The organism is Streptomyces sp. NBC_00086, assembly GCF_026343255.1.
Taxonomy (GTDB): Bacteria; Actinomycetota; Actinomycetes; order Streptomycetales; family Streptomycetaceae; genus Streptomyces.
Genome location: NZ_JAPELZ010000004.1, coordinates 52,221 through 72,956, shown reverse-complemented (window position 1 = coordinate 72,956; position 20,736 = coordinate 52,221). Strand labels below are relative to the sequence as shown.

The following is a 20,736-nucleotide window of genomic DNA, read 5'->3' as shown; positions in this document are numbered from 1 at the left end:
TCGGCAAGAAGGGGCGGAGATCAGCGGCGCAGTACGGAGACCAGCCCCGGGTGCGGCGGCGACAGCAGCGCCCCGTACGCCCGGGTGTCCGCCGGGGGCCGCCGCTCCGGCAGGGCCGCCGCGCAGAAGGCCGCGACGAGGAGCCCGATGAGGGCGCGCGCGTCGCCTTCACCCGCTCCCGGCGTCTCCAGGAAGCCCCGGGCGCTCGTCGGGTCCACGGGGTCGCAGAGCGTGAAATGGCCGGCCCCGGCGACCTTGACCCAGGCGTGCGCGCCGCCGCGGTCGCCCAGGGCGTCGTGGAAGGTGCGGGCGACGGGGTCGGTGCTCGCGTCCGCGGGGCCGGCGCCCCTGCCCGCATCCGCCGTGGCCGCGTAGCGGTCCGCACTCGCGGCGATCACACCGTCGTCCTCGCCGGACATCAGCAGGACGGGCACGTCACCCCCGATCGGCAGGACGGTGCCCGGCGGATGGCCGAGGGCCGAGGCCACCAGCGTGTGGGCGCCGTAGGTGAAGACACCGCGCAGGCCCGGCACGTGGGCGGCGGATTGCAGGGCCACGGTGCCGCCGGCCGAGTGGCCGCCCACGACCACCCGCTCCGTGTCCAGGAGCCCCGCCAAGGGAGAGCCCGGGGCGAGTTCGGCCAGGGCGGTGAGCACCGCGCCGATCAGCGGAGTCGTCGCACGGGTGCCGTAGGTGCCCGGACCGCAGGCCTCCAGATCGATGCCCGGCGTCACCCCGTGGCTCCCGCCGAACAGCTCTCCGACCAGCTCGGGCGTCACCGCGACGAAGCCCCGGGCCGCCAGCAGTACCGCGAGCCACCGGTAGGAGTCGGCGGGCACGTTGATCCCGGGCAGCAGGAGCACGACCGGGAACGGGCCGTACTCGGCATCGGCCGCCACCACGCCGGTGAGCCGCTCGGCGGCGGAGCCGGTGGCCCGGGCCGGATGGAAGACCCTCAGGTGCGCGGTGTCGAAGGGCTCCTCGAGGCCGGGGACCCGGCAGGCCCACCACAGGGAGCGGACCTGCTTCACGAGGGCCTCGGCAGGACGCGGTCGCCGCCCCACAGCGCACGCACCAGCCGGTCGGTGACCTGATGGCCGAAGTACCGGACGGCCATCACGTTCGCCGGGTCGCGCTCCACGATGTTGCGGCGGATCGCCAGGTCGGCGGCGGCCAGCGCATCCCGCTCGTCAGCCGGTACCGGCTCCGCAGCGTCCACCCAGGTCAGCCAGCGGTCGACCTGCTGGTGCATCAGGCGCCGCACCAACTCGACGTGCCGCTCGTCGCGGGGCATCGAGTAGCAGTACGCGGTGGGGGAGAGGCTGCCCCGGATGAAGCCGCTGCGGCTGGTGAACCACGAAAGGTCCTCGTACTCCTCGCGCACCGCGAGCCACTCCTCCTCCGCGGGGGCGTAGTAGCGGTCGTAGTAGTCTCCGTCGGCCACCAGGCTGGTACGGGGCACGGAGTCGAGGTAGAACCAGCCGCCCGGCCAGCACAGCAGGGCGAGGCCCAGGTGGGGGACGCGGACCTGCGGTCCCAGCCAGACGGTGAGGTGGAGGTTGACGAAGCCGTGCTCGGGGTCCCCGACCCAGGAGTGGATCATCCAGTCGACCTCGGGGCCGCTGAAACCGGCCAGTGAACCCCGTGGGCCGTCGTCCGCACCGAAGGATTCCAACTCCCCGGTGGACGGATCGGGGTTCAGCTCGAAGCGGGCGGCGATCTTCGCCTTGAGCTCGTTCAGCAGGTCCTGCCACTGGACGAAGGTCTCGGTCACATCGGTGACGGGAGCCTCGTCCGTCATGTCCTGTACGGCCTTGAGTGTCTCTGACACGTCACTCCTTCACTGACCGGGGCGGGGGTGCGCTACGGGGGCGGAGGGCCGGGGCGCCACCAGGGCGCCCAGCAGCTTCCAGGGGCGGCCGTCGACCAGGTCCGTCCCGCGCGAGACCAGGCGCTTCTCGGCCTGGCGGGGGCGGACGGGAGCGAGGGTCAGGCCGGGGCCCGCCGGGGTGCTGGCGGGCGTGCTGATGGTGCCGTCGAAGGCGGCGTCGCGGGAGCGCCACAGGCCGAACTCCACCGGCAGCGCGTGCAGGGCGCCGCAGCCGTGGCCCGCGGCCACGAGATTCATCCGGTTCTCCGCCGCCCGTTCGGGCAGGCCGAGGGCCGGCTCCCAGGGCTCGGTCGCACCGAGGCAGACGGCCACGGTGTCGACTCCCCGGAGCGCGGCGAGGCGCAGGATTTCCGGGTGGACGGAGTCGTCGCCCAGGACGACCGCGACGCGACCCCATGGTGTGTCGTGGGTGAGCAGCGCCGGTGCCGTGCCCGCCCGGGCCCAGCCCCGGTGGCGGACGCCGTCATGCAGCTGGTGCTGCGTCAGCACCGGGCCGTGCCGGTCGAGCAGCACGCCGGCGTGGCCCGTAGGCAGGGGGAGGGTGAAGGCGAGGTGTGCGCCGCTGCCCTCCAGGGAGGTGCGCAGGGTCCCGAGAACGTCCTGGGCGTCCTGCGGGTCCGGGCGCTGCCGATCGGGCAGGACGCCACCCGCGTGCCAGAAGAGTTCGGGCAGCACGATCAGGCGCGCCCCCTGTCCCGCGGCCAGACGGACCAGCCGCGCGGCGTCCTCGACGGCCGGGCGGCCGCTGCCGGCGGGCCGGACGACCGCGGCCACGACCTCTTCGGCGCGGGACCCGGCGAAGGCGGGGGCGGGGGTGGGCGGGGAGGCGATCGGCAAGTAGAGCGCGGGCCGGCGCACCGCGAACGCGTCGGTGCCGTCCCGGCGACGCTTGTCGGCGGCGTCGGCCGGCCGGATGTCGGCGACCACCAGGGCCTCCCCCCGCCGAGGCCCCTTGGCGACGACCCTTCCGTCGGGGGCGACGATCTGACTTTCGCCCGCACCGTCGAGGGCCTCGGGCGGCACCCCCATGGCGGCACTGATCGTGCCGATCCGGTCCGCCGGGAGCAGCGGGCCCACCTTGTTGGCCGCGATCACCCACACCTTGTTCTCCGCGGCGCGCACCGGGATGTGCAGCGCGGCCTCGTCCAGGGCGAAGGAGTTGAGGCTGTTGAGCAGTACGTGGGCGCCGCGCAGGGCGAGTCCGCGGCACACCTCGTGGATGACCCCCTCCATGCAGGAGTACAGGCCCACCGGACCCAGAGCGGTGTCGATGACGGGGCCGACATCGGCGGCGGGGTCCAGGTGGTCGTTCTCGCTGCCCATCAGGACCTGCTTGTCCGCCGCCCCGGCCAGCACGCCGTCCGGCCCGTAGAGCAGGCTCGCGGCCGTGATGCGCTCGGCTCCCGGAACCCCGGAGGCCAGGGTGACGTGCAGTTTGACGTAGATGCCGTGGTGCGCGGCGCGTTCCGCCACAGGCGCCAGGAAGTCGTCCTCCGGCCGGCACGCGGCCGTGAGGGCCTGCTCGCGGTCGTCGTACCAGGAAAGGTGATTGCAGAACTCCGGCAGGACCACGAGAATCGCGCCCTGCTCCGCTGCGGCGTCGATCGCCCTGACACAGGCGGCCAGATTGGCCTTGCGGTCCCGGCCCACTTCGAACTGGGCAGCCGCGACACGGAACGTGCGCGCTTCGTCCATGGCGAACTCCATTGGTTCCTCTAGCGGAACAGTGTTTCCCGAACATACACTCGCCGAGCCCTCCCGCGACAGGGGGAGAAGTCGTCGACCGGAAGGAGCAAATGCCGTGCTGGTGCACGTAGTTCTCATGCGGTTCACCGATCCCGCCCATGCCCCCGAGGCAGCCGAACGGTTGCGGCGTCTGGACGGCTCCGTGCCGCAGATCCGGTCCCTGAGCGTCGGCCTCGACGTCACCGGCTCGGACCTCTCGTACGACCTCGTCCTCACGACCCGCCACGCGGACGCCGGGGAACTCGTCGCCTACCAGAGCCACCCCGAACACCGTCGACTGGCCTCGTGGCTGGGCCCGTTGCTCGCCGACCGTGCCGTGGTCGACCACCTGGAGCCCTGAGGCCTCAGGTCCCCGGACCACCGCCCGGATAGGCGCCCGGAGCCATGCCCGCGCCCCCCGCCCGGAAGGCGGCGGGTGCGTGAGAGAGCACCGGTTGCACGTACTCCATCAAGCCCTCGGCCCCGTACTCGCGGCCGTGCCCACTGCCCTTGACCCCGCCGAAAGCGGCCCGCAGCGCCATCCCCGTCCGGTTGTGGGTGTTGACGAAGCGGAAGCCGGCGTCCAGCCGCGCCGCCAGCTCGAAGGCCCGTGTCTCGTCGGCGCTCCACACGGATGCCGCCAGACCGTACGGCCCCGCGTTGACGCGCTCCACGAGCTCGTCGACGCCCTCGTACGCCAGCACCGGAAGCGCCGGTCCGAACTGCTCCTCGCACACCAGAGGGGCATCCTCCCGCAGCCCCAGCAGCAGCGTCGGTCGCACGAAATGCCCACCCTCCACATCCAGGCCGGGCTGTACGGTCCCCAGCTCGACGGCGCTGCCGCCGCGCTTCCGGGCGTCGCGGATCAGGCCGCGGACGCGGACCGCGGCCCGTGCGGAGATCACCGGCCCCACCGTGGTACCCGGGGCCAGGGGGTCGCCGAGCCGCAGCACCCGGGCGGCCGCCGCCACATAGCGCTCCACGAACTGCCCCAGCCGGGCCCGCGGCACATAGACCCGCTTGGCGGCCATGCACACCTGACCGGCCGTGGCGAAGCTCGCCATGACCAGCCGGTCCATGTCCGCCTCGGTCAGCGGGGCGTCGTCCAGCAGCACCGCGGCATCGTTGCCGCCGAGCTCCATCGTGGTCGGCGTCAGCGCCGCGGCGGCCGCCGCGCCGACCGCGCGGCCGGCCACTGCCCCGCCGGTGAACGAGAGCTTGCCCACCTCCCCGTGACCCGCCAGCCGCAACGCGACCTCGGCGTGTCCGTGGCACACCCGGACCACACCCTCGGGGAGCTCCCGGGCCGCGCCTTCCAGGAAGGCGGAGACGGCCAGAGGGGCCAACGGCGAAGGTTTGACGACCACGGTGTTGCCCGCGGCGAGGGCGGGGGCGAGCTTCACGGCGGTCAGGATCACGGGGGCGTTCCACGGGGTCAGCGCGGCCACCACCCCGAACGGCCGGTACCGCCGCTCCAGCCGGCCCCGGGTGTCATCGACCACGTGCGGCGCCAGCAGCCGCGGGGCCTCGGCGGCGTACCAGCGCAGCACCGCACACGCGTACCCCACCTCTCCCCGGCAGTCCGCGAGCGGCTTTCCGGACTCCCGCGCGAGCAGCTCCGAGAGCTCCGCCGCCGCGGCTTCGAGGCCGTCGGCGATCCTGGCCAGCGCCGCGGCCCTGGCCACCGCGGACGTACCGGACCAGCCGGGCGCCGCGGTGGACGCGGCCGCCACAGCGGAGTCCACCTCCGCCGCCGTGTGGGACCGGACGCTTCCCACGGTGCGGGAGGTGAAGGCCGGATCGGCCACGGTGATGTCCGGCCCGCTCCCGTCCGCCCGCGGCGCCGCTACCACCGGACACCGCGCAGCGAATCGATCATCGAGCTGCGCAGCAGCGACCGCCGGGCCGCCACGGGATCCGCCGCCGTGGCCCGCAGCTCCGCCACGAGCCGGGCCCGCTCCGCCGGATCCCGGGTGCGCAGCCGCGTCCAGTTCGCGTGCGTTTCCGCCCCGACGTAGCGCAGTGCGCAGGCGCGGCGTGCCTCGGCGCAGTCGGTGAGCTCGTCCTCGGACCCCTCGCCCGTCAGGAGGTCCGCCAGAGCGCGGCCGATCAGGACCGCGTCGTGGATGCCGCTGTTCATGCCCATGCCGCCCAGCGGATTGTTGACGTGTGCGGCGTCGCCGCACAGCAGGACCCGTCCGCTGCGGAAGGTGCCGGCCACCCTCTGGTGGACGCGGTAGAGGCTGGCATGGGCGATGGCCGGCCCCCGTACGTCCCTCGTGATGTCGAGCAGCCTGCGGGGCAGCCGCAGCAGCTCGGCCGCATCGGACGTGCCCTCCGGGGTGGGCAGCAGGACCCGCCAGTGGTCGGGGGTCCGCAGCAGCACCATCCACTCGTCGGGATCCAGCACGTAGGCGATGGGAGCCAGATCGTGCAGCACGGTCCCCGGATCCTCGTCCAGCGAGGCGACGAGGAACCGCTCCGGGTAGGTCATCCCGTGGAACTCGGCGCCGACCGACTGCCGTACGGCGGAGTGCGCCCCGTCGGCGCCCACGAGCCAGGACCCCTGAACCCGGCTCCCGTCGCCGAGCACCGCGTAGATGCCCCGGGAGGTCCGCTCCACTCCGGCCACGCGCGCCCCGAAGCGCACCTCGGTGCCCGGGAAGCGTTCCAGCGCGTCCAGGAGGAGGGGCGTCAGCTTGTTCTGCTCGCACTGGAGCCGGAACGGAAAACGGGTGTCCGCGGCCAGGAGCGACAGGTCCAGCGTCGCCAGGGCCCCCTCGTGCCGGTCACGGAACTGGAAGGAGTCCGCCACCAGACCGCGCGCGAGCAGTGCGTCCCCCACACCCAGTGCGGTGAGCATCTCCAGCGTGGGCGGATGGAACGTGGAGGCACGCGACTCGGCCGCGAGCTCCGACCCCGCCTCGAGGACGGTGACGGGCACTCCTTGCCGCGCCAGAACCAGCGCGGCCGTCAGGCCGACCGGGCCCGCCCCCACCACCAGCACCCGGTCGGCGGGAGGTGCCTTCGGGGAGGCCGTCACCGCTGCTCCCCGTGCCCGCGTGCCGTGTGCAGGGCGAAGCCCGCCTCCACGCCCGTCACCCGGGTACCGGTGAAGTGCAGCAGCGTCTCGGCCCCTCCCTCGTCCACCAGACCCGACAGGCCCCAGGCCGGACGGGGCGTGTCCAGATGCAGGCTCATCACCGAGGAGCCGTTCACCTTGACCTCCCCGGCGGAGATGCCGGCGGCCACGCGCAACCCGTCATCGGGGTCGGCGGCGCACACGTACCCCTCGAGCCCGTAGCCGGTGGAATTGGCCAGGTAGAGGGCTTCTTCCTCCCGGTCGTAGGTGTGTACGGCGGCCACGGGGCCGAACAGCTCGCGACGGGTGGACTCCTCGGCGGCCCCGGTGATCAGCAGCGGGGTGAAGAAGCTGCCGCGCTCCGGTATCCCGGTCCAGGCGTGTGCCGTGGCGCCGGCCGAGGTCAGGGCCTTCACACCCGCGCTCAGTGCGGCGTGGTGGCGGGAGTGCGCCAGTGGTCCGTAGCCGGTGCCGGCGAGCAGCGGGTCGCCCGCCCGCAGCGCGGCGAGTTCGCGGCCGGTGGCATCCAGGACGTCCTGTGCCAGCTCCGCGGGCAGGACGAGCCTGCCCATCGCCCGGCACCACTGACCGTTGAGGGTGGTGAGCAGTTCGGCGGCCATCCGCCCGGCGACCTCGGGGTCGGCGCCCGGCAGCACGAGGAGCGGATTGTTGCCGCCCAGTTCCAGTTGGGCGGGCTTGAGCGCCAGGCCGCAGGCGGCGCCGATCTTCCGGCCGGCCTCGGTGCCGCCGGTGAAGGAGACGACCCGGATGCGCTCGTCGGACACGAGGAGGGCCCCCGTCCCGGCGTCCCCGTGCAGCAGTTGCAGGACGGCTGGGGGTGCTCCCGCCGCCGCCAGCCCCCGCGCGGCGGCCTCCACCAGCAACTGGGTTCCGTACGGCACGAGTTCGGGCGCCTTGATGACGACCGGGCAGCCCGCGGCGAGCGCGCTGGCCGCCTTGTGGGCCGCCATGGGCGCCGGGGCGTTGTAGGGGAGCACGCACAGGGCCGGTCCGAGCGCGGCGCGCCGTACGCGCACGGGGCGGCCGCCCGGGGCGGTGGCCGTGCGTTCCAGCAGTCCGCCGCGCAACTGGGCGGCCGCGATCCGGAAGGCCCCGGAGAGGATGACGCCCAGCCCGGCGGTCTGGGTGAGCGGCACGCCGGTGCCGAAGGCCTCCACCGTCACGATGCGCTCCGCGGCCTGCTCGACGGCCGCGGCCGCGGCCTCCAGCGCGTCGGCTCGCTCCTCGTCCGGGAGACCGGCCCACGCACCCGAACGGTGCAGTGCGGCCGCCGCCGTCAGCGCCGCGTCGATGCGGTCGGCGGCGCTGCCGAATGCCGGGCGGACCTGCTCGCCCGTGTCGGGGTTCTCCAGATCGAAGCCGAGGCGCACCGTGCACGGCCGCCACACGCCGTTGACGAAGTCGCTCGTGACCGGCAGCGGGACGTCGTGGCCGGCAGCCTCGGGAAGACGGCTCGGGGAGGTCACTGGGTTTCCCCCAAGGTCGCGAACAGCGCGTTCTCCTGGGCCTCGGTGGCGATCTTCGCCGCCTCCAGCCGACCGCGCTCCGCGGGGAAGGTCATGACCAGTCCCATGGCCAGGTCGCGCAGGGTCCGGCCGATGACTCCGTCCAGGCGTGCTTCGGAGGTACCCGATGCCTTCAGGGCGCCGAGAGCGACGGCGAAGCAGGCTTCGGTGACCGCACCCTTGCCCAGCCGCCACTGGCTGAAGACCTCGGACTTGGGTCTGATGGGCGGCTCGGAGGTCTCCAGTTCCAGCTGGCGCCGCAGCCACTGGTAGGCGGTCGCCAGGTTCTGCGTCATCTCGCCGATGAGGACCTGGTGCATGGGCGAGGAGGCGATGGGCCTGCCCGTGTCGGCGAAGGTCTTGCGCGTCAACTGGCCGAGCGTGTAGTCGTACGCGGCCTGCGCCGCGCCGGTGTAGACGGCGGCGATGGCGAGCTGGTTGCCGACGAAGCTGCCGCGGCTCACCTGCAGCATGCGGGTGAAGGCCCCCGGCACGGTCAGCGCGTCCCGGTCGGCCACGAAGACCTCGTCGAGCCGGATGCCGTGGTTGGCACTGCCGCGCATGCCGAGCCCGTTCCACGGCGGGCGGGAGGAGACCCCGGCCTCGTCCCGCGGGACGAGGAACATGGCCAGCCCGTCCGCGGTCGTCGTCTTGTCGAGCCGGGCGGTGACCAGATAGAGGTCGGCGACTCCGGTGGCGCAGCCGAAGGACTTCTCACCGGACAGGACCCAGCCGCCCTCGCCGCGCGTGGCGGTGGTCGCGATGGAGATGTTCGCCGCCGAGCTCTTGACGGACTCGCTGGCGAAGTTGGCGAGCCAGGAGCCCCCCGCCATCGTCGTCAGCACGCGCTCGGCGAAGGCCGTGACGACCGGGATCTCCTCCTTGGTGAACAGGCCCGCGCGGATGGCCTCCAGGGGCAGGAGACCGCGCGAGGCGCTGGTGTTGTGGAAGAAGAAGGCGAGCGCCGTGGACGGGCAGGCCGTCCCCATGGCGAAGGTGGCCGCCGCGAGGTCGCGCAGACCTCCGCCGAGACCGCCGAACTCCTCGGGTACGACGAGGCCGAGCAGCCCCGCCTCCCTCAGCAGCGCGGTGTGGCCCGCCGGGAAGGCGGCCTTCGCGTCGGCCTCCTCGGCCGCCTCGCGAAGGGCGGGCAGCACGGATTCGACGCGCTCGGCGCGGGCCCGCTCGGCGGCCGTCATACGGTCGACGAGCTGCGCGCCCGTGAGCTGGTGCGTGGTCATCGGCGGTGACTCCTTACTGGGATTCCGGGACACGGGAGGAGACCGTCTGGGCAGGGGAGTGGGGCACGGGTGCCGGGCGCTGCTGCCTGCGCAGGACGCCCGGTCCGCCGCGCAGGGCGCGCAGGGCCGCGATGTCGAGTGGGGCGGCCACGTTCATGCGGGAGCAGAGCAGCACCAGCCGTTCGGTGGACAACAGGCCGCCGTGGCCGCCGAAGTGGGTGTCGAAGCAGCGGACCCCGCTCTTCATCCCGGTCAGGGCGTTGACCAGGCCGAGGCCGTGGTGGTCGCGCAACGCGAGGCGCAGGGGGACCGGGCCCGCCTCGGGGATCGCGTCCTGGAGCAGCCGGCGCAGCTCCAGGGGCGAGGCGCCGTCCGTGTCGTGGCAGCCCTCGGCCGGCTCTTCGAGGACGATCTCACCGCAGCCGGCGGCGGCCAGCCGCTGCACCGTCAGCAGGCAGGCCCGGGCCAGCCCCGGCTGCAGCGCATCGCGTACCCGGGCCACGACAAGGGTGTCCGGATGCCCGGCCCCGCGTATCGCCCGGACCGTGTCGGCGGCGGCGGTGCCGTGGCCGTCCGCCGTGATGGTGAGCTCGACCGCGGGCGAGCCGGCTGCGGCCGCGCGGACGGCCGCCGCGGCGTCGGCGACGTGGACCGAGGTGCAGCCGAGGCCGTCGCCCCCGCCCTCGGCCGCGGCACCTTGTCCGCGTTCGCCGCCGAGGTGCCCGAGGCGCACCCTGATGCCTGCCCGTCGCAGTACCTGGGTCAGGCGGGCGTCCCGGGGCCCCGCGGCCGCACCGGCCAGCCCGGAGCCGGTCAGCCCGGAGTCGGTCAGCCCGGAGTCGGCCAGATCGACCCGGTCGGGAAGCGGATCGGCGAGCTGGCCCCAGGAGCGCGAGTGGAACAGCAGCGGAGAGGTGATGCGCGGTACTCCCGCCGCCACCACCTCGCCGAGGAAGATGGTGTGGTCGCCGCCGGGGTAGCGGTGCAGCACGCGGCAGTCGACCCATGCGGCCGAGTCCGTGAGCACGGGGCTGCCGGTGGCGCCGGGGAGCCAGTCTCCCGACGCGAAGCGGTCGGTGACGCCTGGCTCCATGCCCGCGAACCTGCGGCCCAGGGCGAGGTGGTCCCGGCCGAGGACGTTGACGGCGAACACGCCGTTGCGCAGGAGGAGATCGTGGGAGCGAATCCTCTGGTCCAGGCAGACCAGGACGAGAGGCGGTGCGAGGCTGACGCTGCTGAACGAGCTCGCCGTCATGCCGTGCCAGCCGTCTTCGCCGGCCGTGGTCACGATCCCCACGCCGCTGGGCCACCGGGACAGTACTTGACGGAAGGTCGTCTCATCGATGACGACGGCCATCGCACCCCCGCATGTCATTGTTTCCCTTAGTGGAACACTGTCTCCATCAGCGTAACGACGGCTCCTTCGGGGTGTCAACGAAATCGGCGCTCGCGAACCCACTGTTTCCCATGGGGAAATCGGCGTTATGCTTTCGCCACGTCGTGGAACGGCCAGGCCGCGCCCCGAACCCAACGCGCAGAAGGACACCCGTGACTGAGGAGACGAGCAGCAGCAGGTCCATCGCCGCCGTCGAGCGAGCCATGGACGTGCTGCTGATGTTCGGCCGCAGCGGCCGCCCCGACCTCGGCGTCACCGAGATCGCCCAGGAACTCGACATCACCAAGGCCGCCGTCCACCGCATCCTCACGGCTCTGCGCTCCCGCGAGCTGATCATCACGGATCCCGTCACGCGTCGCTACGCTCTCGGCCCCGCCGCCATCTCCCTCGGACGCGCCTACCTGGCCCGTACGGACCTGCGGGTCCTCGCGGCGCCCGAACTGCGCCGTCTCGCCGCCCAGTGCGGCGAGACCGCCACCCTTTCCATCCGCCGCGGCGACACCAGGCTCTACGTCGACCAGGTCGTCCCGGAACAGGAACTGCGCATGGAGGTCGCCCTCGGGATCCCGCTGCCCCTGCACGCGGGCAGCTCCTCCAAGGCCTTCCTCGCCTTCCTGCCCGACAGCGAGGTCGACACCTACCTCGAGCGCCACGCCCTCGACGCGATCACCGACCGGACCATCACCGATCCCGAGCGCATGCGCAAGGAACTGTCCTCCATCAAGCGGCGCGGCTACGCCATGTCCGTGGGGGAGCGGCAGAGCGGTTCCGCCTCGCTCGCCGCACCCGTCTTCGGCCACGACGGTCACGTCATCGCGGTGGTCAGCCTGGCCGGCCCGCAGTCGCGCTTCAAGTCGCGCCTGACCGAGTGCGCTCCGCTCCTGATGGCCAGCGTGGAGCGCCTCTCGGCAGAGTTCGGATACCGTCCCGGCGTCAGCTGACCCGGCTCAGAGGTGCGCCCCGGGCTTGAACACGCCCAGCGCCGCGGCGGCCAGGACGCACGTCCAGATCCCTGCCACGTACGGGACGCATCCGTTGACCGCCCGGCGCAGTGCCCGCTCCACCTCCTCGGTGCTGCCGGCACCGGCCAGCGCCGAGAAGGCAGCCCCGAACGGGCGCAGCGTCAGCCGGATGCCCAGCCCGCAGGCGATCGCCGTCGCGTACAGCAGCACCTTGGCCCCCAGCCAGCGGGGGTTGGTGTCCACTCCGAACGGCTCGGCCGCCAGCGCGGTGTAGAGCCCGACGGCCCACAGCGAGGCGGTGAGGAGGATGCGTACCGACCAGTCCGCCTGGCGTATCCGGGGGTGGCGGCCCGGATGATGATGGTCGCGCACCGTCAGCCACAGCCAGAGGGCGGCGAACACCCAGGTCGCCGTGGCGGTCCAGCCGTTGAGCAGACCCTCTGCCCCGTGGGGCTCCATCGCCATGAGGGTGATGCCGCTCGGCAGGATCAGCACCAGGCAGATCTTCGGCCCGAGATCCAGCACGCTCATGATCGAAAGCGCGGTCGACCGGGCGGCGAAGGGCAGGCCGGGCTTCAGGACGTACCGGCTGGACACGTAGACGCCGAGGTCCCCGCCCACCCAGAAGACGAACAGCACGATGTGCAGCAGGATCCACCATCCGTGCGCATGCGCTCCCATGGCTACTCCTCCCCCCGGTCGCCCGTACGCCCTGACGCGGGGAACGGCCCGGCCCGGCCCAGGAGAGCCGGTACTTCGATGCCGAGGACGGTCCCCAGCCAGGTGCCCGTCGCCGCGGCCGACTCCAGGTCGATGCCTGGTTCCAGGCCCATCCGGCGCAGCAGGTAGACTAGGTCCTCGGTCGCGATGTTTCCGGTGGCGGCGGGCGCGAACGGGCAGCCGCCGATCCCGCCGAGCGAGGAATCGAGCCAGGCCGCGCCGGCCGCGGCGGCGGCGACCGCGTTCGCGTAGCCGGTATTGCGCGTGTTGTGGAAGTGGCAGCGCAGGGCCACTCCGGGGTTCTGCTCGCGCACCGCGTCGAGAAGCCGGGTCACGGCGTCGGGGGCACCCACGCCGATGGTGTCGGCGAGGACGATCTCCTCGGCTCCCGTCTCCACGCCGATCCGGGCCAGTTCGGCCACCGTGGCCTGCGGGGTCTCTCCCTCGAAGGGGCAGCCGAAGGCGGCCGCGATGGTCAGCGAGCGGCCGATCCCCTCCGTGTGGGCGCGGGAGGCGATGCCCTCCCACGCGGCCAACGCCTCGCGCGTTCCCACGCCTTGGTTGCGCCGTGAGAAGGAATCACTCGCCACCACCACGTAGTTGACCTCGTCCACGCCGCTCGCGCAGGCCCGGTCCATACCGCGTGCGTTGAGCACCAGGCCGCTGTAGCGCACACCGTCAGGGCGCCGCAGCAGGCTCATCACCTCCTCCGCCCCCGCCATCTGCGGTACCCGGTCCGGGTGTACGAAGGCCACGGCCTCCACCCGCCGCGCGCCGGCGGCGACGGCCCGCTCGATCAGGGCCACGCGCTGCGCCGGGGACAAGGCGCGCGCCTCGTTCTGCAGCCCGTCACGCGGGGCGACTTCCACCACGCCGGGTCCGGTGAGCGGCACTGCCGCCAAGGGGTTGTCCATGAAACGCATTCTGCCGCGTCGATTCCTCTAGCGAAACAGTGTTTCCCAAACTTACACTCGCGGCATGACTGGACCCCTCTCCGACATCCGTGTCATCGAGACCGGCACCCTGCTTGCCGGTCCCTTCTGCGGCCAACTCCTCGGCGACCACGGCGCCGAGATCATCAAGCTCGAAGACCCCGGTCGAGGCGACCCCATGCGTCAATGGGGACGCGAGCGCCCCTACGGCAAGTCCCTCTGGTGGCCCGTCGTCGCACGCAACAAGAAGTCCGTCACCTGCAACCTCCGCCGGGAGGAGGGGCAGGACCTCGTCCGCCGACTCGTGGCCCACGCCGACGTACTCGTCGAGAACTTCCGCCCCGGAACCCTCGAACGGTGGGGCCTCGGCTTCGACGAGCTCAGCGCCATCAACCCCGGCCTGGTCATGGTCCGCGTCACCGGCTACGGACAGAACGGCCCCTACGCGCCCCGGGCCGGCTTCGGTTCCATCGGTGAAGCGATGGGCGGCATCCGCCACATCACCGGTGAACCGGACCGCCCCCCGTCCCGCGCAGGCATTTCGCTCGGAGACGCCCTCGCCGGCACCATGGCCGCCTACGGCGCGGTCATGGCGCTGCACGCCCGGACGCGCACCGGAAGCGGGCAGATCGTCGACTCCGCCCTCTACGAAGCCGTCCTCGCCTTCATGGAGTCCCTCCTCCCCGAATGGGAGGTCGGCGGCTACCAGCGCGAACGCACCGGCCCCGTCCTCCCCAACGTCGCCCCCAGCAACGTCTATCCCACCGCCGACGGAGCCGCCGTCCTCATCGCCGCCAACCAGGACACCGTCTTCCGTCGCCTCACCGAAGTGATGGACCGCACCGACCTCGCGGAAGACCCCAAGTACGCCACCCACACCGCGCGCGGAGCGCACCAGGGCGAGCTCGACGACCTCATCACCACCTGGACCGCGGGCCACGACGCGCACACCCTGCTCGGCGCCCTCCACGCGGCGGGAGTGCCGGCGGGCAAGACCTTCACCGCCTCCGACATGCTCACCGACCCGCACTTCGCCGCCCGCAACGCCATCGTCCGCCTCCCGCACCCCGACTTCGGCGAGATCCCCATGCAGAACGTCGTCCCGAAGCTCTCCGCCACCCCCGGCAGCATCCGCTGGGTGGGCCCGGAACTCGGCGCCCACAACGACGACATCTACGGCGAACTCCTCGGTCTGACCGCTGCGGAACGCGACAAGCTCGCCGCGGACGGAGTGATCTGACATGGCCGGCAGGCCCCTCGCCGATGACTACGAGGCCGCCGGCTTCGGCTGCCGCATCGGCTGGGGCGAACACCCGGCCGTCCTCCTCGTCGACCCGGTCCAGGCCTACGCGGACCCCGGCAGCCGCCTCTACCTGGACACGGCGCAGCGGGCCCTGCACGCCATGGCGCACCTCGCCCGGGCCGCCCGCCGATCACAGTTCCCCGTCGTCTTCACCGCTGTCCACTACGACGCCGAACCGGGCGCCGACGCACCGCACTTCGCCCGCAAGGTGCCCAGCCTCGACGCCTTCCGCGCGGGCAGTCCGCACGCGGCCTTCACGCCGCACTGCGCCCCCGAACCGGGCGAGGTGGTGATCCACAAGCACTACCCGAGTGCCTTCTTCGGCACCAGGCTGTCCGACGTCCTGAAGGTCCTCGGCGTGGACACCGTCGTCATCGGCGGCTTCTCCACCAGCGGCTGCGTACGGGCCACGGCCCTGGACGCGCTCCAGCACGGGCTGCGCCCCATCGTCGTCCGCGACGCGGTGGCCGACCGCGACCCCGGCCCCCACGAGAGCAATCTCTTCGACCTCGACTCCAAGTACGCCGACGTGGTCGACGTGGTGTCGGCCTGCCGGCGCCTGGGTGACCCGGTCCACCAGCGGCCCGGAAGGCCCTGACGGCCGTCGGGCCCGGCCCGGTCGCGGACAGCGAGTCGCTTCGGTCCGGGCCCGGCTTTCGCGGCCGCTGGTCAGACGCGTCTGCCGCGACGCAACAACACCAGTGCGCAGCCGCCGAACAGGAACAGCGTGCCGCCCAGCAGGGCGGCCACCGGCAGGCCGTCGGTGGATCCGGTCTGCGGCAGCGAACCCGCCGTGCCACCCCCGGACGCCGTGGAGGTTCCACCGCCCGTGGTGGTTCCACCAGCCGCGGTGGGCGCCGGGCTCGAGGGCGCCGGGCTGCTCGGGCCGGAACCACCGGCCGAGAGGGTCAGGGGAACTTCGACCAGTTCCTTCGTCGCGGAGATGGACACCGCGATGACGCAGTTGCCCGCCTTGGCCGCGCAATTCGCCCCACCGGCCGTTGCCTTGACCGTGATCTGGACGCTGTCCGCGCCGTTCGCCGCGCTGTGCCACACCCCGGACGCGTCGGTCTTTCCGATGACCGAGGAATCGGGCGAGGTCTCGCAGTCCGTTGGACCCGCCGGCTTCGGCTTGCACAGACCGATCGGCGCGAAGCCCTGGTTCGGGCTCAGCCCCTTGGCCGACACCGTGACCTTGTCTCCCACGGCGAGCCCGGACGACTTGCCGACCGTCAGCGTTCCGGCAGCGGCGGCCGGCCCCGCCGACATGGCGACCAGGGCCGTGACCGCGGCCAGCGTGCCCGCGCGGCGGATGCTCCGTAGTGATGTCATTCGTTTCCTCCTGCAGTGGACGGGGGTTGCGGGGGTTCACCAGGAGCCGCCCCCCGGCGGCCCTGGACGAGGGAGAGCGCACCGAGTACGAGGCTGACGACGGCCAGGCCGAGGGACAGCGACCACACCGGGGCCGACGGCCCGCTCCAGGCGTCGACGTGTGTGCCGCCGGGGGAGGCGGCGGACGCCGCGGGCGCGGCCCGACCCGTGGCGGAGGGCTCGCCCTGGACGGTCCCGCCCTCGAAACCCACAGCGATCTGGACGCTGTTGGCCGCGATCAGCGCGGGCGGGGTTCCGGAAGGCAGCGGCGCGACGCCGACCACACAGGGTGTGGTGCGGCAGTCGACACCCGCGACCCGGGTGTGCACGGTGAGGGTGACCCGCGGCAGCGAACCGTCGGGTCCGATGGTCACCAGCTGTGCTCCGCCGCCCAGGTCACAGTCCTTGTTGCCGGTGTAGCCCTTCTTGCACAGCCCGACGGCGACCGAGGTCAGTCCGGCGCGAAACCCCGTGCCTTCGACGGTGATCTGCCGGCCCTCGGTCAGTCCGGTCGCGGCGGAGACCCGTACCGTCGCGACCGGATCGGCATCGGCTGCGGCTGCCGTGGCCGCGGCAGGGCTCCATCCGGGAAGGGTGAGCGCCGCGGTTGCCGCGAGGGCCACCCGGCGGTTCCGGCTCTTCGTCGAGGTCTTCACGGGCTGGCCTTTCTGTTCCGTCGCAAGAAGGTCGTTCCGGAGCCGGCGGGCACACGGAGCACGATGGTCCGCTGCCCGGGGACGGGCTGTGAGGCAGGGGCGGCGACCAGGACCGCTGTTCCCCGGTCGGTGATGTGGCCCAGTACGGCCGTGACCGCGGGATCGGTGGCGAGCTGTTCGCAGCCGGCCCCGGTCAGGTCCAGGAGGAGCACGGCCGGCTGGGTCATGAACGTCTGGGCGAGCCCGAGCAGACACCGCTCGTCGGTGCCGAGGCTCGCGCAGGAGGCCGGTCCCTTGGCCAAGAGGAACGGGAAGGCCGCGTGCGCCGCCGCCGTCAGCTCCGCCGCCCGCTCGTGGCCCAGACGACCGGTGGCGGCCGCCACCGCGTCCGTCACGGAGCCCGCGGGGTGCCCTGGAGGCAGTGCGCCCGGCCGGGTGGCATCGGCCGGGTCGACGAACGCGGAGAGCCCCAAGTCCCACCGGGCCTCGGGACCGACCCGGGAGACGTCATGGCCGCGGAGCCGCCAGGTCCCGCCGTCGGCCTTGCGCACGCCGGCCAGCACCGCCAGTACGGAGCCCGCCCGTCGGCCGGGGAGGGCGTCGGTCAGGTACGTGATTGCGCCCGGAGGCAGGGCCAGGTCGAGACCTCGTACCGGCGCCCTTCCGGCCCCGCGTACGACGAGGCCGCGTGCGGTGAGGGCATGGCGCTCGCTCCTGCGGTCGTCCTCGTCCGGCGCGGCCCCTCGTCGGCGCCCACGGCGGACCCACGGCAGCAGAGCCGCCATGACCGGCGCCATGCCGATGGCGGTCAGTGTGTCCGGGCCACCCAGGAGCCGGCCGGAAAAGGCGATTGCGGTCATCGCGGCAGCCCCGCCGAGCAGCGAGGCGATGGGAAGGCCCGCGGACCGCGTCACCGGTGCTCGACCGCCGACGGCCGCGGCGGCCCCGCAGGTGAGCACCGCCGCCAGCGCGAGGGTGAGCTGCCCGGGCCGGGCCGCGCTCGCGCACGCCGTGACGGCTGCCGTCAGTCCCGCCGGTAACAGCAGCGTACGAAGGGCGGTTCCGCCGGCCGGTCCACGTCGGCCCGCCACCGCGAGGGCGGACGTCAGCGCCGCCGCGAGCAGCGCCGCGTGGGCGAGCGGCCGGACGCCCGCGGCGCCCAGCAGTTCCCACCGGAAGACCACGAGGCTCGACACGGCGAACAGGGAACCGAACACGGCCGCCCCCACGGCGCCGGCGGGTCCACGAAGCGGGGGAGACTGTCCGGCGTCGTCCGGCGCGGCCGGCCGGCAGGCCGGAATCAGCAGCAGCGCGGCGAGCGCGCACATCAGGGCACAGGCCACGTGCGGGCTCTGCGCCGAGCGAGCCGCCCCGGCACCTGCTGCCCCGGCGCCCGCCAGACAGGCCGCGTGCCATGCGTGGTTCGGGCGGTAGAGGCCCAGGGCCCCGCCAGCGAGACCGGCGGCCACGACCAGCAAGGACGCGAACACCATGGGCGAGCCGGTCAGTGGGGCGGCGGCGGCCAGGACACAGGCCGCCACCGCCCACCGCGCGGACCACCTGGCACCGTACGGACGTGCGCGGCCCCGGCGCCGGAACACCGCGCCCGTCCCGGCGGCGAGCAGCGTGCCCGTGAAGAGGAGGTAGCGGACGGCCTCGCCGGGCATCCCGACGGGCCCTCCCAGCAGCGGCGCCGACGTGACGTACACGCCGAGGGCGAGCCCGGCGGCGGCTCCCGCGTACAGGTCCGGGCGCGGGCGGGTGACGGTGGGGAAGCCCATCATCGCTCTCCTCCTGGAGGTGAGGGCCGCAGCGCGGCGGCGAGCGCCCGCAGCGCGGGAAAGTTCACGAGTGCGGGCTCCCCGGCCACCTCGCGGACCAGCGCACGGGTGTTCACCAGCCCGGGGTGTTCACCATCGCCCGCGCCGTCAGCGAGTACACCGGAGAGGCTGTCCACCGGGACGAAGGCGGGAAGCGGCACCGCGGGCGCCGGCACCGGCCGCCGGGTCCGGCGGCGCTCGACGCCGCGGCGGACGGCTACGGCAGCCGTGAACACGGTCAGCAGGACTGCGAGGAAGGCGAGGCCGAGCAGCCCCCAGGGGTACACGTCGGTGGCGACGGAGAACTCCGCCGAGGCGTAGCGCCCGCCGACGGAGTAGCGCCCGAACGCGGCGGCCGGAAGCCGGACGGGGATCCGGTAGCTCCGCTCCGCGCGCGCCGGAATCTCCGCCGTCAGCGGTGTGCCCACCGGGAGGTCAGCGGTGCCACCGGGCCCCCAGGCGATGATCAGCGGCGCTCGTCCCAGCGGCTGGTCACCGGGGTTGCGCAGGGTAACCGTCAAGGTCCGGTGGGCCGGTGCGCCGAAGAGCTCGGCGAACCGGGGCCCACCGGACAGTGCGGCCTCGACGACATCGACCCGGACGGCTGGGGCGGGCGCGCCGGGCGGCGCCCCTTCGGGGGCGCCGGAAACGCCGATCGGGGTCTGGGCGCGCGCTCCGCCCTGGCCGGCCATCGCCCGCAGCAGACAGGGACACGCGCGGGGAGGCACGCCCGCGATGAGGGTCAGGCGGAAGGTGCCGTCGGCGGCCACCAGGGAAACCGCCGCCCGCAGGGTGTCGCAGTCGGCACTGCCGCGCAGCGCCCCGCCTCCGCAGATCTCCACCTGGACGGTCGTGCCCGGCTGCCAGCCCGAGCCGACGGCTCGGACCGGCCGGCCGGGGGAGACCTGGACGGCTTCCACGGTGATGCTCGGCCCGGACACGGCAGTCGCGGGGGCGCCCCCCACGACCGGCAGGACCGCTGCCACGAGCAGGAGGAGGACGCCGGCCAGTGTGCAGCGCAAGGCCCACGCCGGACGGGGGGTCATAGAGGCCTCCCGGTGAGGCCGGGCTTCGCGCGGCGGATCCAGCCCAAGGCGACCGCGAGGACGGCGAGAAGGGCGCCGACGGACCCGAGCGTGGGCCAGGACAACGCGACCCGGCCGCTCTGCGCGGACGTCGCGGGCATGCCGGGCGCGCTGACGCGCACGGTGGCGGTCAGGTAGTCGAGGCCGGGGGCGCCCGGCCAGTCGGTGCTGAGCTCGGCACTCTGCCCCGGCAGCAGCAGAGGGAGCGTGCGTTCGGCGAAGGAGCTGTGCCGCAGACCGAAGAGTCCCTGGAGCCGTGGCGAGACGGTGGGGCGCAGCGCCGTATTGCCGGTGTTGACGACCTTGTAGGTGAGGGTGGTGCGCGCATCGGCGAAGGGGACGCCCGACGGGTGGTGGTGTACCCGGACCGACCGGACGGCGAGTCCGGGTGTCACCGGTCCCTCGACCGTCAGCTGGATGCGGACGGCTATGGCCCGCTGGATGCCCACGTCGACGCCGGACGCGCCGCCGGCTTCCTCGACGGCGTTGTTGAGGGCGACGATCCCGCCGATGTGACTGCCGGGGGTGACGTCACCCGGGACGTTCACGGTGAAGGGGATGTCCGCGGCACGGCCCGGCGGAATGACGAGTGCGTTGGTACCGAGGGTGATCCAGGCGCCGATGCCGCTCTGGGCCTCGCCGGCCTGGCGGTAGGCGAGGGCGCCGTCGCGGGGCGTGTTGTAGGCGTCCGAGCCGTACACCTGGAAGGAGAGGGGGGCGTCGGACAGGTTGCTGACGCGGACGGCGTCCTTGACTACGGAGCCGGGCGCGGAGTCCATGACGAACGCGGGCCGGCCGGCCGTTCCCGCCGGTTGCACCGACCAGGACCCCGTGCCGGAGCTCCCCGCTTCCGAGGCGGTGGCGGGCGACGCGCCTGCCACCGCGAGGGCGGACAGGGCGGCCAGGCAGGCCGCTACGGCACGGAAGGCCGTGATGACGAGGGCCCGGGCGGCTGCTCGGCGAGCCCGGTCGGCCGGTCGGTCACTGCGTAGTGTTGTCATGTTCCGCTCTTGCCGGTCCCAGGTG

At 73.5% G+C, this 20,736-nt stretch carries 19 protein-coding genes; 4 read left to right on the top strand and 15 right to left on the bottom strand.

The genetic code is table 11. The annotated features are described in order from the left end of the window. Positions 1 to 20 precede the first annotated feature (20 nt). The 3 genes from OG276_RS40355 to OG276_RS40345 are packed head-to-tail and all read right to left on the bottom strand — an operon-like array spanning position 21 to position 3,586. On the bottom strand, positions 21 to 1,031 hold the full coding sequence (locus OG276_RS40355) for a hypothetical protein (RefSeq protein WP_266914772.1): 1,011 nt from the start codon (positions 1,029 to 1,031) through the stop codon (positions 21 to 23). Further along, on the bottom strand, positions 1,028 to 1,831 hold the full coding sequence (locus OG276_RS40350) for a hypothetical protein (RefSeq protein ID WP_266914770.1): 804 nt from the start codon (positions 1,829 to 1,831) through the stop codon (positions 1,028 to 1,030). The genes OG276_RS40355 and OG276_RS40350 overlap by 4 nt, the downstream gene beginning before the upstream one ends. Positions 1,832 to 1,840: 9 nt before the next feature. Continuing rightward, entirely contained in the window at positions 1,841 to 3,586 is a 1,746-nt protein-coding gene (locus OG276_RS40345) for a carbon-nitrogen hydrolase family protein (protein ID WP_266914768.1), read from the bottom strand. Positions 3,587 to 3,692: 106 nt separating this feature from the next. On the opposite strand from OG276_RS40345, the gene OG276_RS40340 reads away from it, so the two are divergent. Then, the gene (locus OG276_RS40340; RefSeq protein ID WP_266914766.1) at positions 3,693 to 3,977 is read left to right on the top strand and encodes a Dabb family protein; all 285 of its coding nucleotides are present in this window, start codon (positions 3,693 to 3,695) and stop codon (positions 3,975 to 3,977) included. Between the two features lie 4 nt (positions 3,978 to 3,981). Here the strand turns inward: OG276_RS40340 and OG276_RS40335 are convergent, their stop codons facing one another. Genes OG276_RS40335 through OG276_RS40315 form a run of 5 tightly spaced genes read right to left on the bottom strand, consistent with a single transcriptional unit; the run spans position 3,982 to position 10,762 of the window. Next, complete coding sequence (locus tag OG276_RS40335; RefSeq protein ID WP_266914764.1) at positions 3,982 to 5,424, bottom strand: aldehyde dehydrogenase family protein; 1,443 nt, start codon at positions 5,422 to 5,424, stop codon at positions 3,982 to 3,984. 38 nt (positions 5,425 to 5,462) lie between these two features. Beyond that, positions 5,463 to 6,659, bottom strand: coding sequence for an NAD(P)/FAD-dependent oxidoreductase (locus tag OG276_RS40330; protein ID WP_266914762.1), 1,197 nt, complete (start codon positions 6,657 to 6,659; stop codon positions 5,463 to 5,465). After that, on the bottom strand, positions 6,656 to 8,185 hold the full coding sequence (locus tag OG276_RS40325; protein WP_266914760.1) for an aldehyde dehydrogenase: 1,530 nt from the start codon (positions 8,183 to 8,185) through the stop codon (positions 6,656 to 6,658). The genes OG276_RS40330 and OG276_RS40325 overlap by 4 nt, the downstream gene beginning before the upstream one ends. Then, positions 8,182 to 9,465, bottom strand: a complete 1,284-nt coding sequence (locus OG276_RS40320; RefSeq protein WP_266914758.1) for an acyl-CoA dehydrogenase family protein — start codon at positions 9,463 to 9,465, stop codon at positions 8,182 to 8,184. Before OG276_RS40320 ends, OG276_RS40325 begins: the two co-directional genes overlap by 4 nt. Before the next feature lie 13 nt (positions 9,466 to 9,478). After that, positions 9,479 to 10,762: a flavin reductase gene (locus OG276_RS40315; protein ID WP_266914756.1), complete on the bottom strand. Its 1,284-nt coding sequence runs from the start codon at positions 10,760 to 10,762 to the stop codon at positions 9,479 to 9,481. A gap of 251 nt (positions 10,763 to 11,013) precedes the next feature. On the opposite strand from OG276_RS40315, the gene OG276_RS40310 reads away from it, so the two are divergent. Further along, positions 11,014 to 11,802, top strand: a complete 789-nt coding sequence (locus OG276_RS40310) for an IclR family transcriptional regulator (protein WP_266914754.1) — start codon at positions 11,014 to 11,016, stop codon at positions 11,800 to 11,802. 6 nt (positions 11,803 to 11,808) lie between these two features. Here the strand turns inward: OG276_RS40310 and OG276_RS40305 are convergent, their stop codons facing one another. Both OG276_RS40305 and OG276_RS40300 read right to left on the bottom strand, forming a co-directional pair. After that, positions 11,809 to 12,504, bottom strand: a complete 696-nt coding sequence (locus OG276_RS40305) for a hypothetical protein (RefSeq protein WP_266914752.1) — start codon at positions 12,502 to 12,504, stop codon at positions 11,809 to 11,811. 2 nt (positions 12,505 to 12,506) lie between these two features. Further along, positions 12,507 to 13,457 carry a hydroxymethylglutaryl-CoA lyase gene (locus tag OG276_RS40300; RefSeq protein ID WP_266914751.1) on the bottom strand — a complete coding sequence of 317 codons (951 nt, stop codon included), beginning with the start codon at positions 13,455 to 13,457 and terminating at the stop codon, positions 12,507 to 12,509. A gap of 64 nt (positions 13,458 to 13,521) precedes the next feature. Here OG276_RS40300 and OG276_RS40295 point away from each other — a divergent pair, with 64 nt between their 5' ends. Together OG276_RS40295 and OG276_RS40290 are read left to right on the top strand one after the other, a co-directional pair. Continuing rightward, positions 13,522 to 14,715 carry a CaiB/BaiF CoA-transferase family protein gene (locus tag OG276_RS40295; protein ID WP_266914749.1) on the top strand — a complete coding sequence of 398 codons (1,194 nt, stop codon included), beginning with the start codon at positions 13,522 to 13,524 and terminating at the stop codon, positions 14,713 to 14,715. A 1-nt stretch (position 14,716) separates the two neighbouring features. Continuing rightward, on the top strand, positions 14,717 to 15,376 hold the full coding sequence (locus tag OG276_RS40290) for an isochorismatase family protein (protein ID WP_266914747.1): 660 nt from the start codon (positions 14,717 to 14,719) through the stop codon (positions 15,374 to 15,376). A 71-nt stretch (positions 15,377 to 15,447) separates the two neighbouring features. Here the strand turns inward: OG276_RS40290 and OG276_RS40285 are convergent, their stop codons facing one another. The 5 genes from OG276_RS40285 to OG276_RS40265 are packed head-to-tail and all read right to left on the bottom strand — an operon-like array spanning position 15,448 to position 20,711. After that, entirely contained in the window at positions 15,448 to 16,110 is a 663-nt protein-coding gene (locus tag OG276_RS40285; protein ID WP_266914745.1) for a neocarzinostatin apoprotein domain-containing protein, read from the bottom strand. After that, complete coding sequence (locus OG276_RS40280) at positions 16,107 to 16,805, bottom strand: neocarzinostatin apoprotein domain-containing protein (protein ID WP_266914743.1); 699 nt, start codon at positions 16,803 to 16,805, stop codon at positions 16,107 to 16,109. The genes OG276_RS40285 and OG276_RS40280 overlap by 4 nt, the downstream gene beginning before the upstream one ends. Then, positions 16,802 to 18,589 (bottom strand): hypothetical protein, encoded by a 1,788-nt coding sequence (locus OG276_RS40275; protein ID WP_266914741.1) that lies wholly within the window; start codon positions 18,587 to 18,589, stop codon positions 16,802 to 16,804. Before OG276_RS40275 ends, OG276_RS40280 begins: the two co-directional genes overlap by 4 nt. Continuing rightward, positions 18,586 to 19,671, bottom strand: a complete 1,086-nt coding sequence (locus OG276_RS40270; protein WP_266914739.1) for a hypothetical protein — start codon at positions 19,669 to 19,671, stop codon at positions 18,586 to 18,588. The genes OG276_RS40275 and OG276_RS40270 overlap by 4 nt, the downstream gene beginning before the upstream one ends. After that, the gene (locus OG276_RS40265) at positions 19,668 to 20,711 is read right to left on the bottom strand and encodes a DUF916 domain-containing protein (RefSeq protein ID WP_266914737.1); all 1,044 of its coding nucleotides are present in this window, start codon (positions 20,709 to 20,711) and stop codon (positions 19,668 to 19,670) included. Before OG276_RS40265 ends, OG276_RS40270 begins: the two co-directional genes overlap by 4 nt. Between the last annotated feature and the right edge of the window lie 25 nt (positions 20,712 to 20,736).

Bases quoted from the DNA above. Each gene is read 5' to 3' on its own strand.
- OG276_RS40345 (WP_266914768.1), bottom strand. From the start codon at position 3,586: ATGGACGAAGCGCGCACGTTCCGTGTCGCGGCTGCCCAGTTCGAAGTG.
- OG276_RS40320 (WP_266914758.1), bottom strand. From the start codon at position 9,465: ATGACCACGCACCAGCTCACGGGCGCGCAGCTCGTCGACCGTATGACG.
- OG276_RS40305 (WP_266914752.1), bottom strand. From the start codon at position 12,504: ATGGGAGCGCATGCGCACGGATGGTGGATCCTGCTGCACATCGTGCTG.
- OG276_RS40300 (WP_266914751.1), bottom strand. From the start codon at position 13,457: ATGGACAACCCCTTGGCGGCAGTGCCGCTCACCGGACCCGGCGTGGTG.
- OG276_RS40295 (WP_266914749.1), top strand. From the start codon at position 13,522: ATGACTGGACCCCTCTCCGACATCCGTGTCATCGAGACCGGCACCCTG.
- OG276_RS40290 (WP_266914747.1), top strand. From the start codon at position 14,717: ATGGCCGGCAGGCCCCTCGCCGATGACTACGAGGCCGCCGGCTTCGGC.
- OG276_RS40285 (WP_266914745.1), bottom strand. From the start codon at position 16,110: ATGACATCACTACGGAGCATCCGCCGCGCGGGCACGCTGGCCGCGGTC.
- OG276_RS40275 (WP_266914741.1), bottom strand. From the start codon at position 18,589: ATGATGGGCTTCCCCACCGTCACCCGCCCGCGCCCGGACCTGTACGCG.
- OG276_RS40270 (WP_266914739.1), bottom strand. From the start codon at position 19,671: ATGACCCCCCGTCCGGCGTGGGCCTTGCGCTGCACACTGGCCGGCGTC.
- OG276_RS40265 (WP_266914737.1), bottom strand. From the start codon at position 20,711: ATGACAACACTACGCAGTGACCGACCGGCCGACCGGGCTCGCCGAGCA.